The sequence below is a fragment of the Pseudonocardia sp. ZF1 genome (genome assembly GCF_056835605.1).
The window spans coordinates 444148-461302 of the sequence record NZ_JAJNBY010000002.1 but is presented as its reverse complement, the minus strand read 5'-3'; the positions used below and the strand labels follow the sequence as shown (position 1 = coordinate 461302).

The following is a 17155-nucleotide window of genomic DNA, read 5'->3' as shown; positions in this document are numbered from 1 at the left end:
GTGGTGGTCGTGTCGTCGGCCCCCGCGAAGAGGACCCGCAGCGTGCGCGTCGCGGTGTCGGCCGTCCCCGTGGACCTGGAGGTGCCGTCCACGTCGCGCCAGAAGGCGGCGAGGGTCGGGTAGGCCGCGGGCGGGGTGGCGGTGCGGCCGATCAGCGTGTCGCCGGTCATGGCCGCCTCACCCCGGCGACGCGGTCAGGTCGAGGTTCGGGATGCTCGGCCCGCCGTAGACGCGGTCTGCCACGATCCAGTGCGCTGCACTCACACCCTGCGTGGCGGTGCTGACGCTGGAGGTGGGGGCCAGGCCGGCGAGTACCATGGCCAGCTCGTGCTCCAGGTAGGGCATCAGGAACTGCTCCGACGCCACGTGGACCCCCCACACCGCAGGCGCCGGGTCGACGTCGCCGCGCACGGCCCCGCCGTCGGGGACCGGGACGTGTGCCTCCACCAGCAGCAACCCGTGGCGCAGGTACGGGGTCCAGCGCTGCACCAGTTCCACGAGGTCGGCCGCGCCGACGACCGGTGCCACGACGGTGCCGGCCACGGTGTGCGGAGTGGTGAAGCGGTCCGCAGCCGTGGCGGGTCCGCAGTTGCCGAAGCGCAGCAGCATGTCGTGCAGCAGGTCCGACCGGCAGGCCTCGGCGGCCCGGTCCAGCCGAGCCGCGGCGGCGTCCGGGTCGAGGTCGGCGAGCTCGCGGTCGTGCAGCAGGAACATCTGCGTGTGGATGAGATCGGCGAGGTCGACCCCGGCGTCGGCCCACAGGTCGGCGGCGAAACGGTCGGGATCGCCGACGTCCGCGACGAGCACCGTCGCAACGACGCCGGGCACCGCGACCCGGTCGGCGAGGGTGGCCGCGGCCTGCGCGCACGCCGTCGGGGAGATGTCGGCGCCGACGGCGTGCAGCGGGTAGGTGTCGAGATGGCGGCCGCGCAGGGTGTCGCGCACGACGAGCTCGATCGCCGCCGCGAGGGGCTCGCCGGACCCGCAGCCGATGTCGGCGATGCCGCGCGGCTGCGCGTCGAGATCGGGATCGTCGAACACCGGACGCAGGGCCCGGTCCAGCAGGTCGGTGCGCATCGCCGTCAGCACCGTGCTCTGCGAACTGCCCCAGATGTTGACCTCGCGCAGGACGTTGTCGTCGTGGCGGCTGCTGCGTGCGTCGGTACCGAACACGACCTGGTCGAGGTCGGCGAGCGTCGCCACGTAGGAGACGACGACCCCGAGGTTGGCGGCGAGCCGACGCTGCTCGGCCCCGACGGCGGTCGGGGTCCCGGCCGCGTCGACGTGGCCCAGCGCCCGCAGCACCGGAAGGAGTTCGGGATCGGGTGGCAGGCCCGCGGTGTCGCGGCGCGCGACCCGCACCAGCAGCGGGCACGCGACGACGCCATCGAGGTGATCGACCCAGCCCGTCGGTGCCGTGTCCGGATCGACCCCCCAGCGGCGGCCGACCGCCGTGGCGATCCGGGCGAACAAGCTGTCGAGCTCGGGATCGATCGGTTCGGCCGGATCGGCGAGCACCGGCGCCACCGTCGCGAGCAGTTCCAGTGCCGGCGTCACCTCTGCCGCGGCGGCCCGCCACGCGCGCACGGCGTCGCGACCGGCGGCGGTCAGCTCCGCGGTGGAGCCACCGCCGTCGGTCACCAGCCGCAGCCAGCCGCGTAGCGCCAGCGTACGCAGGATGCCGAGCAGCCCGCCGCCGGCCGCGGGTCCGCAGCCGGCGACGCCGTACAGCGCGGCGACGTCGACCGGACCCGCGTCGAGTGCGTCGAGCACGCCGCGTTCCGCCAGCACGTGCAGGGTCGGTACCAGGACGAACCCGTTCTGGTACCGGGTCCCCAACGCGTCACCCACGCGCCAGGAGCGGCTGGAGGAGCTGGTCATCGGGGCAGGTGCCGCTTCCCGGCCGACTGCTGGGCGAGGTCCTCGCGCAGGTACTCGGCGTAGCTGCGCCGGGTGCCGCCGAACGCCTCCATCTCGTCCTTGAGGTAGGTCTCATAGCTGTAGACCTCACCGGCCAGCAGAGTCGGCGCATCGATGTCGTTGGCCGGGTCGACCGCGAGGAACCACCGCTGGTCGAACGGGTGACCGAGATCGAGGTGAATACACCGCAGCCCGGCGTCGGTGACCCAGCGTTCGATGCTGTCGCGACGGAACTGCGTCACCCACGGGTAGACGAACTCCTCGCCGACGTGGTCGGTGTCGCTCTCCAAATAGGTCGCGACGAAGATCGACCGCTCGTGCATGCTCGCGCGGGCCTGCTGCAGGCAGCGGCGCACGTGGTTGCCCGGTGCGTGGGTGAACACCGAATGCACGTTGATGAAGTCGAACGGCACACCGAACTTCTCCAGCGAGTACTCAGCGTCCTCGAGGAACGTCGGCTGCTTCAGCCCGACGAACTCCTCGCCGAGGTGCGCGGCGATCCCGTCGTGCAGGGCCCACGCGGTGGGCTCGATGCCGTAGTAGTTGCCGGGCCGAAGGTACATAATCGACAACCGGCCACCGCGCAGCGATCCGCAGCCGACGTCGGCGAGCTTGTGCGTCTCGCGCATCCCGAGCTGGGTGAGCATGCGGAACTGCAGCGCACCGATACGGTCGTAGTACTCCGGCGGGCCCACCCACGCCCGGTAGTGCTGGTCTCCGATGGGGACGCCGTCGCCGAAGTCGTTCGCCAGCTCCTGCGACGTCGCGGACGGCGTGATCGATGTGGACACGATGCTGTGGCTCCTCGGGTTGCAGTGCTCTGACGTGCGGTGCTCCAGATGGCGGGTGCTCCGACCCGACGGTCGGTGTGGGTCAGGCCGCGACGGTGAGCAGCGGTTCGTCGGGACGCAGCGGCGTCAGCGCGGCGGTGTCGCGGCTGCAGACGTAGTCCGGCGGCTCGGCCCCGTCGTCGTGGCGGGGGACGTTGTCGACGCGGTTGTAGGTGATGTAAAGGACGCGACGTGCGAACGGCGTCACGTTCGGCGACGAGCCGTGCACGACGTTGCCGTCGAAGTAGACGACCGACCCAGCCGGCGCCGTGGTGGGGACGATGCCGTTGCGGTGGCACAGGTCGGAGATCTGGTCGGCGCCGAGCACACCGTCGGCGGTGCGCGGCACGTCCGCGCGGTGGCTGCGGGGCACCATGAGCAGCGGCCCGTTGACCACCGACATGTCGTCGAGCAGGACCGCGGCGCTGAGCACGTCGGGTCGGGGAAGGTGATCGCGCGTGCTCCAGAACGCGTAGTCCTGGTGCCATGGCCAGCCCTCCCCGGTCATCGGGGTGTTGAGCGTGACCTTGGTCTGGTGCACGTAGACCTCGCCGCCCAGCAGCTGCCGTGCACAGTCGAGGATCGCCGGCACGCGCACCAACCGGGCGTGCACCTCGGCGCGATCGTGCACGCCGTAGACGATGCGCAGCGAGCTGTCTCCCGTGTTGCACAGCGTCGCCTCCGGTCGTGCCGCCGCGGCGTCGGTAGCGCCGTCCAGAAGGGCGTCGATCTCCGCGGCGCCGATCACCGGATCGACGACGAGGTAACCCTCAGTTACGTAGTGATCGAGTTTGGCATTGTCCATCCCGCTGCCCCCCGACGACTTATTTGGTACCACCATCTGCCCTGAGTGGTCGTACCGTTCGAACGTAACAGCGCGCAATCCGAGGCGTCAACGCCAGATGGTGCTGAAGGAACGCGGCGCCCACCTGCGAGTTAGGGCAGATGGCGCCACTGCGACTGGGCCGTTCGGTCGAGGGCACCACCCCGTTACGAACGACCTCTTGCCTCGGAGTTAGGGGCCCGCGAAACTTCCCGCGATCTGGTACTACCAATTGCGGCGAAAGGGTCACACGTGAGCAACTACGGAGAGTCGCACTCCCCTGTGGTGAGACCGCCGGGCGGCGAGCCGTCGCGGCCGCACCGCGCCGTGTTCGCCAGCACGGTCGGCAACACCATCGAGTCCTACGACTTCATCATCTACGCGCTGATGGCGGCGCTGGTCTTCCCCGCCGTCTTCTTCCCCACCCAGAGCACGACCGCCGGGGCCCTGCTGTCGTTCGGCACCTACTTCGTTGCCTTCGTGGCCCGGCCGATCGGGGGTCTGGTCTTCGGCCACATCGGGGATCGGTACGGCCGCAAGCGCGCGCTGCTGGCGACGATCCTGCTCATGGGGGTCGGAACCGTCGGCGTCGGCCTGGTGCCCGCCTACGACCAGGTCGGAGTGCTGGCCCCGATCGTGCTGGTGGCGCTGCGCGTCTGCCAGGGCCTCGCGCTGGGCGGCGAATGGACCGGTGCCGCACTGCTGGCGATGGAGTCGGGTTCCGACCGCGGGGTCGGCTACCGGACCGGGTTCCCGCAGGCGGCGAACCTGCTCGGGATGAGTGCCGCCAACCTCGTGCTGCTGCTGTTGCGCAGCGTGCTGCCCGAGTCGGACTTCCTGGCCTGGGGCTGGCGGATCGCGTTCCTGCTCAGCGCAGCACTGCTCGTGCTGGGGGTGTGGCTGCGGCTGCGCGTGGCCGAGACCACCACGTTCACCGGGATGGTCGAGGCCGGGACGACCTCGCGCCGCCCCCTGCAGGACCTCGCACGGCACCAGCCGGCCACCGTCGCCCTGTGCACGCTGCTCAAGGTCGGCGACATGGTCGTCTACTACCTGTTCACCGTCTTCATCCTCGCCTACGGCCCGACCGTGGGCTATGAACAGGGATTCCTGCTCCTCACGGTAGCCTCCGGCGCAGCACTGCTCGGGCTCGCGACACCGCTGCTCGGCATGCTCGGCGACGCGGTCGGTCACCTGCGGGTGGCGCTGGCGGGTGCCGTGCTGGCCGCGGTCGTGTGCGCGTTCTACTTCCCAGTCTTCGACGCCGGCGACGAGACCGTGACCGTCGTGCTGGTGCTGGCCAGCCTCACCGCCTATTCGATGATGTTCGCCAACCAGGGGGCGATCTTCGGGCTCGCGTTCGACCCGGCTTGGCGCTACAGCGGCGGGTCGGTCGCGATCAACGCCGCGGGCCTGATCGCGTCCGGACCGGCCCCGTTCGTCGCCGCGTCGCTGCTCGCCGTCACCGGCACCGCCGGCGTGGCCGGGTTCGGCGTCGTGGCCTGCCTGATCACCGTCGGCGCTGCGGCGGCCCTGCTCGCCCGGCGCTACCGCGGGTCCACCGGCTCCCTCGACGTGCACGGCACCGGGTCACGCGCGAGTTTCACGAGCGGTGAATCTTGACAACCGAGAATGGTAGTACCACTCTCTCTCCGCGGCGGACACACTTCCGACCAGCCCTGCGACGGACCCCGCCGGAGACCCCGGCCGGGCAGAACAGGACAAGCCTGTGACCTTCGATCTCGCCACCGACACGACCACCACGACCCCGCCGGACGAGGTCGCCGACCCGTTGCGCGACGGCGTCGAGCTCTACCGCACGATGGCACGCATCCGGGCCTTCGAGGCCACGGCCGAGAAGCTCTTCCTCGCCGGCTCACTCCCCGGGTTCATCCACGTCTCGATCGGCCAAGAGGCCGTCGCGACCGGAGTGTGCGCGGCGCTGCGCACCTCGGACTACATGACCACTACGCACCGCGGCCACGGCCATACCCTCGCCAAGGGAGCCCCGGTCGACGGCATGGTGGCAGAGCTGTTCGGCCGTGAGGACGGCATCTGCCGCGGCCGGGGCGGCTCGATGCACATCGCCGACTTCACCGTCGGGATGCTCGGCGCCAACGCCATCGTCGCCGGCGGGATCGGCATCGCGGTCGGCGCGGCACTGACGGCGTCGATGCGCGACTCCGACCAGGTGGCGGTCACCTTCTTCGGCGACGGCGCCACCGCGCGCGGGCCGTTCGCGGAGTCGCTCAACCTCGCGCAGCTGTGGGGGCTGCCGGTCGTGTTCGTCTGCGAGAACAACGGCTGGGCCTCCACCACCCGCGCCTCCGAGGCACTGGCCCAGCCGCAGGTCGCGCGCCGGGCCGAGGCGATGGGCATGCGCGCGGTCGTCGTCGACGGCAACGACGTGTTCGCGGTGCGGGAGGCCGCCACGACCGCGGTGGACCTGGCCAGGGCCGGCTCCGGCCCGGTGTTCCTGGAGGCCCACACCCACCGGTGGCGCGGGCACTTCGTGGGCGACCCGGCCGGCTACTACGACCCCGACGAGGTCACACGGTGGCGTACCCAGGATCCCCTGGAACGTGCCGGCGCACGGCTGCTCAACGCGGGCCAGCTCGACGCCGCAGCCCGCGCGGAGATCGACTCCGCGGCACGGACGGAGGTCGACACCGCCGTCGAGCGGGCTCGGGCGGCGGCCGAGCCCGATCCCGCGCGGGTCGCCGATCACCTGTTCGCGGACAACCTCAGCACGGTGGGTGGCGATCGATGACCAGGTTGACCTACGCCAAGGCGACGCTCGCGGCGATGAGCGAGGAGATGGAGCGGGATCCGGCGGTCTTCCTCATGGGCGAGGACATCGTCAAGCAGGGTGGCATCTTCGGCCAGTTCGCCGGGCTCGCCGAGCGGTTCGGCACGCAGCGCGTCCGGGACTTCCCGATCAGTGAGTCGGTGCTGCTGAGCTCCGCGGTCGGCGCGGCGATCACCGGTGGCCGGCCGGTGGTCGACATCCACTTCAGCGACTTCCTCACCTGCGCGATGGACGAGCTGGTGAACCAGGCGGCGAAGCTGCGCTACATGTTCGGCGGGCAGGCAAAGGTCCCGCTCGTCGTGCGGGCCCCGGAGGGGGCCGTCCGGTCGGCCGCGGCACAGCACTCCCAGAGCCTGGAAGCGTGGTTCTGCCACAGCCCCGGGTGGCGGGTCGTGAGCCCGGCCACCCCGGAGGACGCCAAGGGACTGCTCAAGGCCGCGATTCGCTGCGACGACCCGGTGCTGTTCCTAGAGCACAAGGGGCTGTACTCCACCCGCGGCGAGGTCGCCGATGCCCCGGACCTCGTTTCCGTCCTCGGGGAGGCCCGCGTGGTGCGACCGGGCACCGACGTGACCGTCGTGTCCTGGTCGCGGACCCTCACCACGGTGCTCGACGCCGTGAAGCAGGTGGGACCGGACGGGCCCGACGTCGAGGTGATTGACCTGCGCACGCTCGCACCGTGGGACGTAGACACCGTCGTGCGGTCGGTGCGCCGGACCGGACGGCTGGTCGTCGTGCACGAGGCCGTGCGGACCTGCGGCCTCGGCGCGGAGATCGTCGCCACCGTCGCCGAGCAGGCCCACGACGCGCTGCGGCGGGCCCCCGTGCGCATCGCCAACCCCGACCTGCCGATCCCGTTCGCGCCACCGCTCGAACGGGCCGTGCTGCCGCAGGTGGAGCAGATCGGTGCCGCGCTGGCGGAGGTGGCCGCATGACCGACGTCGTCATGCCCCAGCTCGGGCTCACGATGGAGACGGGTCTGCTGCTGAGCTGGCTCGTCGACGACGGCACCCGGGTCGCCGAGGGCGACCCGATCGCCGAGATCGCCACCGACAAGATCGACCACGAGCTGGTCGCACCGGCTGACGGCGTGCTGGGCAACCTGCACGCGGTGTCGGATTCCGAGGAGCTTCCCGTGGGAACGGTCCTCGCCACGCTGTCCCCCTGATCCACCAAATCAGCCATGGCCACACTGGAGTGTCCCTGATGACCGGTTCCTCACCCACCCCGCAGGAGTCGCCCGCGGCCGTCCGACAGCCGGGCGATCACCCGTCCGGGACGCGCATCGCGGTCGCCAGCTTCGTCGGCACCGCCATCGAGTTCTACGACTTCTACATCTACGGCACGGCCGCCGCGCTGGTGTTCGGAAAGGTCTTCTTCCCGCAGTTCTCACCACTGTCGGGAACACTGCTCGCGTTAGGGACCTTCGCCGCCGGATTCATCGCCCGGCCGTTGGGGGCGATCCTGTTCGGCCACTTCGGTGACCGGATCGGTCGCAAACGAATGCTGGTGGCGTCGTTGCTCGTCATGGGGGTGGCGACCATCGCGGTCGGGCTGATCCCGTCCTACGCCAGCATCGGCATCCTCGCACCGATCCTGCTGACCGTCGCGCGGTTCGTCCAGGGCATCGGCCTGGGTGGCGAATGGGGTGGAGCGGTGCTGCTGGCCACCGAATACGCACCGGAGGGTCGACGCGGGCTCTACTCCGCGTTCCCACAGCTGGGCCCGGCGGTCGGATTCGTGCTCGGCAACGCGCTGTTCCTGATCCTGAATGCCACCATGTCCGCGGAGACGTTCCTCGAGATCGGCTGGCGGATCCCGTTCCTCGCGTCCTCGGTGCTGCTCGTCGTCGGCTACTACATCCGCGTGCGGATCGCTGAGACGCCGGTGTTCCAGGCCGCCCTGGACAAGCAGAAGCAGGCCCGCGTGCCGTTCCTGGAGCTGCTGCGGGCCCGCGCCGGCGTGCTGCTGCTGGCAACACTGTCGTTCATCCTGGCCCACACGCTGTTCTACACGGTGACAACGTTCGCGCTGTCCTACGGCACGACGACGCTGAAGCTGGAGCGATCGCCGCTGCTGATTGCGGCCATGGTCGCGGTGGCGATCATGGGGGTGGCCACGCTGCTGTTCGCGATGCAGTCCGACCGCCTCGGCCGCAAGCGGCTGTGCATCGCGGCCGCAGTGTTGGCCGCGATCTGGGCGTTCCCGATGTTCTGGTTGATCGACACGCGGTCACCGGTGCTCATCGCGCTCGGCATGACCGGTGGGCTGCTCTGCTTCGCGCTGATCTATGGGCCGATGGGGGCGTTCCTGCCGGAGCTGTTCCCGGTCCGGTTCCGGTACTCGGGGGCCTCGTTCGCCTACAGCGCGAGCGGGATCGTCGGCGGCGGGATCAGCCCGCTAATCGCCACCGACCTGCTGGCCAGGACCGGGACCACCACGTGGGTGTCGGTGTACCTGATCAGCATCGCGCTGGTCTGCCTGCTATGCCTGCTGCCGCTGAAGGAGACCAAGGACGCCGACTTCAGCGACGGTCTCGACGGCGCCGCGACACTACCGACGGTGCGTGGGTGAGGCCGGGATGGATCGGCCCGGGACGGGGATGTTCCGGCTCGACGGGGTGGCCGCCGTGGTCACCGGCGGCGGCCGCGGCATCGGCCTCGCCATCGCCGCAGCGCTGGCCGGTCAAGGTGCGCGACTCACTGTGCTCGACCGCGACGGCGATCTCGTCGCGGCGGCCGGTGCGGCACTCGGCGCACCACACCGTGCCGTCGAGGTCAACGTCACCGACCACCAGGCGGTCCGCGACGCGATCGGGGACGCGCTGGGCAGTGGCGACGGGCCCGGCGTGCTGGTCAACAACGCCGCGGTGCTGGACACCACCGTGCTGACCGAACTCACCCCGCAGCGCTGGGACCAGGTGCACGCGGTGAACCTGACCGCGGCGCTGGTCACCACGCAAGCCGCTGCCGCGGCTCTGACCGGGCGGGGTGGGCGGATCATCAACGTGTCCTCGATCGCCGGCCGCCAGGGCGGCGGGCTGCTGGGCACGAGCGCCTACGCGACGTCGAAGGGGGCCCTGCTGGCGTTCACCCGCAGCGCGGCCCGCGAGCTGGCACCAGCGGGCATCACGGTCAACGCCGTCGCGCCGGGCCCGATCGCGACCGCACTTCTCGCGGAGGCCGGTGCCGAGCACCGCGAACAGCTGCGCGCCGCCGTGCCGCTAGGCCGGTTGGGGGCTCCGGCGGACATCGCGGCGACGGTCTGCTTCCTCGCCTCCGCCGAGGCCGGCTGGATCACCGGCGCAGTCCTCGACGTCAATGGAGGAAGTTTGATCAGCTGATCGTTCTCACCCGATGAGCGTTGCATTTGCGTGCTGGTCACCCGGATAGTTGGTTCACCACAACCGGACGTCACCGAGGACTTCCGCGTCAAGCCCGCGCATCCGCCCACCACGGTCGATGCGTGCGACCCCTGTGCCGGACACCCCCGAGCACGAGGAACCGATCAACGTGAAGAGGCTGGATTTCCCGTGCACGCAGAGCAGAGCCGTTCCACCGCCTCCATGGTCACCCTGATCCGACTCGATCCCGGTGACATGATCCACGATTCGCTTGTCACGCTGATGGACCGGTCGTCCTGTCCAGGGGCGATGGTGGTCTCCGCGATCGGGAGCCTGTCCGAGCTGAGCTATTCCCATGCCCAGCTCGGGCAGAACGGAGTCCCCACCTATTCGGCGGCGCTGCAGGAGCGGGGCTCCATCGAGATCGCCGCGCTGCAAGGCCATCTGGGCCGCTGCGCCGACGACGAACCGCAGATCCACCTCCACGGCGTGTTCGCCACGGCCGACGGCCGGGTCGTCGCCGGCCACCTCCACACCGCCACCGTGCTGGTCACCGCGCAGATCGGGCTGCTGTGCCCGACCGACATCTCCTGGCGGGGCTCGATCAGCGAGGACCCGCGCCATCCAGGCTTACCCATGCTCGATCCCGCCCCGCTCGCGCAGGGTCCGCGCCACTGGACACGGCGTTGATCTTCCTACGGCGTGGCGGGATCCTGGTCCGTCGCTGCGTCGAACGCCGCGAAGTGGTCGTCGACGCTGCGCGCGGCGGCGTGGACGTCACCCGAGGACACCGCGACGTAGATGCCGCGATGGACCGTCGACATGATGTCGCGCCAGCGCGGCGTGTGGCACATCAATTCCTGGCGTACCAACACCGACTCGCGCAGCGGCCCGCTCAACGCCGCCGCGAAGAAGTTGATTGCGGTGTTGTTGGCGGCCCGCAGCAGGCACTCGTGGAACTCGGCGTCGGCGCGCATGAGGTCCTCGCCCTCGTCGGCCTCGTCGATGCGGTGCGCCGCGCGCGCCATGTAGCCCAGGGACACAGGATCGGCGAGCAGCGCCGCCTCGATGGCGGCCTGGCGCTCCAGTGCGACCCGCACGCTGTGCAGCGACCGCAGCGTCAGCTGCGACGAGGTCACCGCCACGCTAAGCCCGATCGCGAGCCCCGTCGGGTCGATCTCCTGCACGTAGGTGCCGGCGCCGACGGTGCGTCTCAGCACACCGAGCGCCTCGACCTGCTGTATCCGATCACGCAGCGCCGTTCGGCTCACCCCCAGCATCAGCGAGAGTTGCCGTTCGCTGGGGAGTCTGCCGCCGGGACCGACCGACCGCATCACCTCGGCGAGTCGCTCGACGATCGGATCGGATCCATAGCGCGAAGCCGGATCCTGACCGGCCGGAATCGTCATCGTCACCCTCTCGTTCGGCTGGGCTGCCGACGTCGTACCGGAGACTAGTGCCTCGTCCGGCGACGTTCGGGCCTTCCTCGCCACCTCTGACGGGACCTCCTGCGCCGGACCGGGACAGATCAACCCGACCCGATTACGTCTCCAGCGTCCCCTGATGAGGCGCTAGGCACACCTGACGGACGTCGCGAGCAGTGATCAGTTCATTACAGCGTAATGGTGCTACCATTCATGGCGACTCCGCGGCCCTCACGGCGGGCCGTTCCTCGTCATGATCCGTGTGGAGAGCCGATGGAGAACGCGACGCGCGAGAAGCTGGCCCGCTGCCTGGTCCGCTACGACGAGCAGACCCTGACGAGGGCCGATCTTGAGACGGTCGTGGCGGAGATCGACCGGGAGTCCGCGGCAGCGCGTCCCCCGCAGGATCTGCTCTACCTCCAGACCCGCGATACCAGTGTCGGCTCCGCCATCGTCGGGGCCTCAATGGTGCTGGACGGGGCCGTGGTGCGGGCCGAGCGGACGACGCTGCCCTACCGCAGCGTGCTCGACGCCATCAACGACGGCTGGCGGGTGGTGTCCTTCCCTGACCTCGCCCTCGTGCTCGACGAGCACCGTCCACAGGGGATGGGTTGCGAGTTCGTCCTCGAGAAGTGGGCCGCGTCGTGACCGCCACCGCCGGGCCGGGCCGGGTCACGCCGCGGTCGCAGGGCGACACCACCGTAAGCTGCCGCCCGACACTGACCGACGCCGACGTCGTCGCGTTCTGCCGCAACGGCTACCTGATTCTGGAGTCGGTCGTCGAGCCCGCCGTGAACGAGCGGGTCACCGCCTACCTCGAGGCCGACCCGGCTGGTGCGCCACCGCGGCTGCTGGTCGAGCCCTGGTTCGTGAGCGACGTGCTGACCCATCCGGTCCTGGCCGGTGCGGTCCGCTCGCTACTCGGGGAGGGTTTCCATCTGCCGCAGCGACTCACCAACCATCGCAAGCAGTGCCCGGTGCCCGACGACGGCGACTGGCACATCGACGGCAACTTCCGCTTCGCCCACGAGCTGGACAACCTGCTGATCTTCTACTATCCGCAGGACACCCCGGTGGAGCTCGGGCCGACCGAGATCCTGCCCGGCTCGCACCTGGTGCACAACACGACCCGGGCGATGGCGCACTACGACTGGATCGAGGGGTCGGTCTCCACCACGGCTCCGGCGGGCTCGGTGTTCCTGACCTCCTACCAGCTCTGGCACCGCGCGACGCACGCCGCGGGCACCGGTGTGCGCGACATGCTTAAGTGGTTCTGCTGGCGCACCGCGGCACCGACCCGCGACTGGGTCACCGACGGCGCCGACCTGTCCGGCACCGACTTCGGCAGCCCGATGGCAAGCGTGCTAGACCCGTACTTCGACAGCGCCGGGCCCGCCCGCATGTTCTGCTGGCTCTCTGGTGTGCCCTACGAGAACCCGGGCGGGCAGAGCTGGCCGTTGCAGCTGGCCACCTCGTCGACGATCCACGGGTTCCCCGCCGGCCTGCGGTAGATCACATCGAGATCGCGGTTCGCACGGGGGCGACTGAGGCAACTCCGACCTCGACGCGATCGTCAGCGGCTCGCCAGTGCCGGGTCCGGCGCGTCGGCCGCCGCGAACGCCGTGGCACGTGCCGTGCAGTTGCCGCACTCGCGACACGGCAGCGGGCCGTCGGTCTGGCAGCTCCACGTCGTGGCGAAGTCGACGCCGAGGTCGAGCCCGGCGCGCAGAACCTCGGCCGCGGTCCACCGCGCGAACGGCAGCTCGAACGTGAACGGCTCGTCCACCGTGACGGTGTCGACGATGGTGCGCACGAGGCTCTGCAGCGCGTCCATCGACGTGCCCAGCGCGGGTTTGGCGGCCAGGTCGTCACCGTGTAGCCCGACGAGGACCCGCCGGCCGCCGGCCAGCACCACTCGGACCGCGACGATCAGCAGGCTGGTGGTGAAGCTGGTCATGGCGGCCAGGTCGACGCGGTCGGGTCTGGCACGCAGCGCGTGCAGGTCTAGCGCGAACGGGTGGGGATCGGCAGTCGGGCGGAAGACCGCGCCGAGATCGACCACCTCCAGCGGGATGGCCAGCCCGGCGGCGATCGCGCGGGCACAACGCAGTTCCTGGGCGGTGTGGCGCTCGCGTGCGTCGACGAACAGGCCGCGCTGGTCGTAGCCCTGCCGGGCGGCCCAGGCCGCGAGGGTGGCCGAGTCCGTGCCGCCGGAGATTAGCGTGCCGACCTGGGGCCCCGCCGGCGCCGCCATCTGCCCGGTCATCCGGCGAGCGGGGCCGGGCAGAGACCCTGTTCGATGGCGACCCGTTCCAGCTCGTCGGGAGTGCCGTTGACCAGCGTGCGCACGTTGGCCCGCACCGCCTCGACGGGCCAGTCCCACCACGCCACCCGCTCCAGCACCTCGATCTCCCGGTCGGTGTAGCGGCGCCGGATCAGCTTGGCGGGATTACCGCCAACGATCGTGTACGGTTCCACGTCCGCGACGACCATGGACCCGGCGGCGATCTTCGCACCATTGCCGATCCTGCGGCCCGGCATGATTGTGGAGTCGACACCGATCCACACGTCGTTGCCGAGCACGGTGTCCCCACGCGAGGGGGCCGGCCAGATCTCCTCATCGAAGAACATCTGCATGTCGCTGAACAGGTACGGGAACGGGTAGGACGAGATCCCGCCAGCGGGATGGTCCGCCGACGGCATGATGAACCGCACACCGGAGGCCAGCCCGCAGTACCGGCCGATGATCAACTTCTCGGGTCCGTCGTGGTAGAGGACGTTGTCGATCTCCCACCGCCGGTCAGCACCGAGTGGATTGTAGGCCGTGTAGTCCCCCACAATGATCTTGTCCGAGGTAACGAGGGGCCTCAGGTAGGTCACCGTCGGCGCCTCCCGAAGCGGGTGAACGGTCATCGGGTCTGACCCGTACATCGCACTCCCTTAGTTGTCCGGCGCCAGCAATGGTACTACCGGTTTGCGCCCCGACGCAGTAGCGTTCGAACCGCATTTCGGACGCACGACGCGACGGACGGAGCGTCAGCGACATCTCCCCCGTCATTCGCTACCCTTCTCGCCTGTTTCGCGCGTTGTCGCGCCACAGACGAGAACTGGCACAACCGACCTCCCGACACTTTTCGCCACTGATGCACTCCCTTGAGGCCACCGGACAGCGAACTGCGCCAACCGGCGATCACCATCCGCAGCTGATTCCGGTCAGCGTCTCGGTCAGCGTCACGTCTATCGACAATGGATACAGAGCCTGTGCGCACTGCGCTGCATCAGCAGCGCAGTGCGCACAGGCCGACCACGACGACGGTCCAGGACCGCCACCACTAGACCCATGCAGGGTGCGGCTCGTGGAACAGCCCGTGAGCAGAGTTCACGGGCTATCGGCCGATCTGGAGGACGGCGTTGTCGGTGAAGACGTCGTCGACGCGGATGTAGGTGGTGATGGTGTCCATGGAGCGGTGTCGGGTCTGGTGGGCGATGGCGCGGTCGGTGGCGCCGCGCAGGTGGGCGTAGGTGACGAACCCGGCGCGCAGGCTGTGGGCGCTGTAGGGACCACCGGGCAGCCCGGCGCGGGTGGTGGCGGCCTGGATGAGGTTGTTGATCGACTCGGGGTGCAGGGGTTGGTCGAGGACGCGGTTGCCGGTGGAGACCTTGCGCAGGATCGGTCCGGTGGTGATGGCGGCGAGGTCGAGCCAGGTTTCCAGGGCGGTGAGCGGGCAGTGGTCGGGGTGTTCGGCGCGGGGTAGGCCGATGAGTTCTGCCTGGTCACCGGCCTGGTTGGTCTTCGATCGGTGCAGGGTCAGGACGCGGCCGCGGCGTCCGCTGCGCAGTTCTCGCTCGGGGCCGAGTTGTTCGACGGTGAGCGCGGCGAGCTCGGCGCGGCGTAGGGCGCCCCAGAACCCGACGAGCAGCAGGGCTCGGTCGCGGGCGCCGGCCAGCGACGGTTCGCCGGGGCGCTTCCTCCAGGTGCGGGTGCCCGGGCAGGCGGCGACGACCTGGTCGAGCAGGGGCGGCATGAGCGGAGCGGCCTGGTCGGGCGGGGCGCCGTGGCTGCGACGGATGCCCTCCCAGACCGCGGTGACCCGAGCGGTGACGGCGGGGTCGGGCAGATCCGCGGCCCGGTGGGCGGCACGGATCCCGGACAGGTGCTTGGCGATGGTGCGCACCTTCGCCCCGGCCTGGGCCAGGGCGACCAGGTAGGCCGACACCGTCGCCGGCGCAGCGGGCAGCGGCGTCACGTTGTGGTCGGTGCAGAACGCGGTGAAGCTCGTCCAGACCGAACGGTAGCCGCGGCGGGTGTTGTGCGCACGAGCCGCCGCGACGTAGGCAGCCTCATCCGGCGACAGCGGGCTGTCGACCGCGGCCGAGGCGTCCGGGACGGCGTCGAGCTCGGCGTGCGGCACCGCCGAAGCCTATCCGCTGCTTGGCGGGATCTCGGCGATGATCCCGCCAAGCGCTGCAGTGTTTCGTACTGTTTCGTCCACGCAGAACACAACTCATAACGATTGACGTAACGATACGTTTCGCGTAGCGTGGTGTCGTGAGCGAGCAGCCCTCTCCGGACGTCCCGGCCGATGACGGCGCGGCGGCCGACATCCGAGCTGACGCCGAGGCCCCGAACGCGGCCGGCGCTCTCGCGACCGAGGGGTCCTCGGGCGGGCCGGCGTGGCGGGCGCAGCTGCGCCGGCCCGATCTGGAGCCGTGCCAGTTCCCGGGCGGGTGCGCGAACACCATGGAGTACGCGGGGTCCGGGCGACGGCCGAAGTACTGCTATCAGGTCGTGGGCGGGGTCATGCACGACCGCGTCAACGCCAAGCGGATCCTCGACGGCGGCGCGCCCGCCCGGCGCCGTGGTGAGGTCGACGACGCTCTGGCCCGCCCGATCGCCCGCGCCGGGCAGAGCGTGACCGACCAGGTCGCCGCGCTCATCGCGCGCCTGGACCACAGCAGCAGCGAGCTGCGCGACGCCCTGGACACGCTCGCCGATCCCGAGGCCGTCGCGGCGGAGATCGCCGCGGCCCAGCGGGCCGCGCGCGCCGAGGTCGACGCCGCGCAGGCCGTGGCCGACGAGGCCCGCGCCCAGGCCCGCGCCGCCCGCGCCGACGCCGAGGCCGCGCGACGCTCCGCGGCCGCGTCCGATGCCGACGCCATCGAGGCCGCCGAGGCCCGCGCCGACGCCGAACTCGCCCGTGACACCGCGATCGCCGCACGCGACGTCCTCGAGGGCGAGATCGCGCAGCTCCGCGCCGAGCTCGAGCAGCGCGACACCGAGCTGGCCGCAGCCCTCGCCGAGCGGGACACGCTCACCGCCGCACGTGACTCCGCGATCGCCGCCCGCGACACCGCGACCGCGGAGTCCGCACGGGCCACCACCGAGCTGCAGGCCCTGACCCGCGAGCACACCCGCGTCGAGACCGAGCTCGCCGACGCCCGCCGGCAGGTGGAGCTACTGGTCGGCGAACGCGACACCGCGGCCGCGAACCTGGGCGCGGCCCGCCGTGACCTCGACCGGACCGAGACCGAGCGCGCCCGGTTGGCCGACGAGCTGCACGATGTCCGCGAACAGGCCGTCGAGCACCGGGCCGCACGCGCCGCGGCGGAGAGCAGCCTGGCCGCCCTTCGTGAACAGCTCGCCCACGACGTCGACCGCGAACGCGCCTACGGCGAACAGCGCCTCGCCGACGCCGAGACCCGCCACAACGCCCAGCTCGCCGAGCTGCGCACCGACCTCACCCGACTGCGCGGACAGATCGCAGGCCGGACCCCGGAACCCGACACCGACCTCGCGACCGACACCGGCCCCGAGCCCGGGCCCGGTCGAGCCGCGAGCGGACGTAAGGCCCGCCCCCGGGCGGCGCAGCGCCGGCCTGGCCCCACCGCCACCACGCCCGTCACCGCACCTGCCGACGAGACCCGACCTGTCGCCCCCGATGCTCAGGAGTGAGGCCCCCGTGAACTCCGCCTTCCCCACCGGACCCGGATCCCCCGCCCCTGCTC

17 protein-coding genes are annotated in these 17155 nt (G+C 70.8%); 10 read left to right on the top strand and 7 right to left on the bottom strand.

The annotated features are described in order from the left end of the window. Positions 1-177: 177 nt before the first annotated feature. From ZF1_RS29360 to ZF1_RS29350, 3 genes are all read right to left on the bottom strand, one after another. On the bottom strand, positions 178-1881 hold the full coding sequence (locus tag ZF1_RS29360; protein ID WP_482638929.1) for an AprA-related methyltransferase: 1704 nt from the start codon (positions 1879-1881) through the stop codon (positions 178-180). Further along, on the bottom strand, positions 1878-2711 hold the full coding sequence (locus ZF1_RS29355) for a class I SAM-dependent methyltransferase (RefSeq protein WP_482638928.1): 834 nt from the start codon (positions 2709-2711) through the stop codon (positions 1878-1880). The genes ZF1_RS29360 and ZF1_RS29355 overlap by 4 nt, the downstream gene beginning before the upstream one ends. 82 nt (positions 2712-2793) lie before the next feature. Next, positions 2794-3555 carry a phytanoyl-CoA dioxygenase family protein gene (locus tag ZF1_RS29350; protein ID WP_482638927.1) on the bottom strand — a complete coding sequence of 254 codons (762 nt, stop codon included), beginning with the start codon at positions 3553-3555 and terminating at the stop codon, positions 2794-2796. 270 nt (positions 3556-3825) lie between these two features. Here ZF1_RS29350 and ZF1_RS29345 point away from each other — a divergent pair, with 270 nt between their 5' ends. The 7 genes from ZF1_RS29345 to ZF1_RS29315 all read left to right on the top strand — a co-directional run bounded on the left by ZF1_RS29345 (position 3826) and on the right by ZF1_RS29315 (position 10415). Beyond that, the gene (locus ZF1_RS29345; RefSeq protein ID WP_482638926.1) at positions 3826-5196 is read left to right on the top strand and encodes an MFS transporter; all 1371 of its coding nucleotides are present in this window, start codon (positions 3826-3828) and stop codon (positions 5194-5196) included. 106 nt (positions 5197-5302) lie between these two features. Further along, positions 5303-6343 (top strand): thiamine pyrophosphate-dependent dehydrogenase E1 component subunit alpha, encoded by a 1041-nt coding sequence (locus ZF1_RS29340; protein WP_482638925.1) that lies wholly within the window; start codon positions 5303-5305, stop codon positions 6341-6343. After that, a complete protein-coding gene (locus ZF1_RS29335) occupies positions 6340-7317 on the top strand; it encodes an alpha-ketoacid dehydrogenase subunit beta (protein ID WP_482638924.1) in 978 nt (325 codons plus the stop codon). Before ZF1_RS29340 ends, ZF1_RS29335 begins: the two co-directional genes overlap by 4 nt. Further along, entirely contained in the window at positions 7314-7550 is a 237-nt protein-coding gene (locus ZF1_RS29330) for a lipoyl domain-containing protein (RefSeq protein ID WP_482638923.1), read from the top strand. Before ZF1_RS29335 ends, ZF1_RS29330 begins: the two co-directional genes overlap by 4 nt. Positions 7551-7588: 38 nt before the next feature. Next, positions 7589-8956 carry an MFS transporter gene (locus ZF1_RS29325; protein WP_482638922.1) on the top strand — a complete coding sequence of 456 codons (1368 nt, stop codon included), beginning with the start codon at positions 7589-7591 and terminating at the stop codon, positions 8954-8956. Beyond that, a complete protein-coding gene (locus ZF1_RS29320; protein ID WP_482638921.1) occupies positions 8949-9725 on the top strand; it encodes an SDR family NAD(P)-dependent oxidoreductase in 777 nt (258 codons plus the stop codon). Before ZF1_RS29325 ends, ZF1_RS29320 begins: the two co-directional genes overlap by 8 nt. Positions 9726-9755: 30 nt before the next feature. Continuing rightward, positions 9756-10415, top strand: a complete 660-nt coding sequence (locus ZF1_RS29315; RefSeq protein WP_482638920.1) for a PPC domain-containing DNA-binding protein — start codon at positions 9756-9758, stop codon at positions 10413-10415. A 5-nt stretch (positions 10416-10420) separates the two neighbouring features. Here ZF1_RS29315 and ZF1_RS29310 read toward each other — a convergent pair whose 3' ends face one another. Next, on the bottom strand, positions 10421-11134 hold the full coding sequence (locus ZF1_RS29310) for a FadR/GntR family transcriptional regulator (RefSeq protein WP_482638919.1): 714 nt from the start codon (positions 11132-11134) through the stop codon (positions 10421-10423). A 288-nt stretch (positions 11135-11422) separates the two neighbouring features. Here ZF1_RS29310 and ZF1_RS29305 point away from each other — a divergent pair, with 288 nt between their 5' ends. Both ZF1_RS29305 and ZF1_RS29300 read left to right on the top strand, forming a co-directional pair. Then, positions 11423-11797: a hypothetical protein gene (locus tag ZF1_RS29305; RefSeq protein WP_482638918.1), complete on the top strand. Its 375-nt coding sequence runs from the start codon at positions 11423-11425 to the stop codon at positions 11795-11797. Then, positions 11794-12660, top strand: a complete 867-nt coding sequence (locus ZF1_RS29300; protein ID WP_482638917.1) for a phytanoyl-CoA dioxygenase family protein — start codon at positions 11794-11796, stop codon at positions 12658-12660. Before ZF1_RS29305 ends, ZF1_RS29300 begins: the two co-directional genes overlap by 4 nt. Positions 12661-12722: 62 nt before the next feature. Here ZF1_RS29300 and ZF1_RS29295 read toward each other — a convergent pair whose 3' ends face one another. The 3 genes from ZF1_RS29295 to ZF1_RS29285 form a co-directional block, all read right to left on the bottom strand. Beyond that, a complete protein-coding gene (locus tag ZF1_RS29295) occupies positions 12723-13415 on the bottom strand; it encodes a 7-cyano-7-deazaguanine synthase (RefSeq protein ID WP_482638916.1) in 693 nt (230 codons plus the stop codon). Continuing rightward, a complete protein-coding gene (locus ZF1_RS29290) occupies positions 13412-14062 on the bottom strand; it encodes a CatB-related O-acetyltransferase (protein WP_482638915.1) in 651 nt (216 codons plus the stop codon). The genes ZF1_RS29295 and ZF1_RS29290 overlap by 4 nt, the downstream gene beginning before the upstream one ends. Before the next feature lie 473 nt (positions 14063-14535). Continuing rightward, a complete protein-coding gene (locus ZF1_RS29285; protein WP_482638914.1) occupies positions 14536-15561 on the bottom strand; it encodes a site-specific integrase in 1026 nt (341 codons plus the stop codon). A gap of 137 nt (positions 15562-15698) precedes the next feature. Here ZF1_RS29285 and ZF1_RS29280 point away from each other — a divergent pair, with 137 nt between their 5' ends. Next, the gene (locus tag ZF1_RS29280; RefSeq protein WP_179763207.1) at positions 15699-17102 is read left to right on the top strand and encodes a coiled-coil domain-containing protein; all 1404 of its coding nucleotides are present in this window, start codon (positions 15699-15701) and stop codon (positions 17100-17102) included. Positions 17103-17155: the final 53 nt, after the last annotated feature.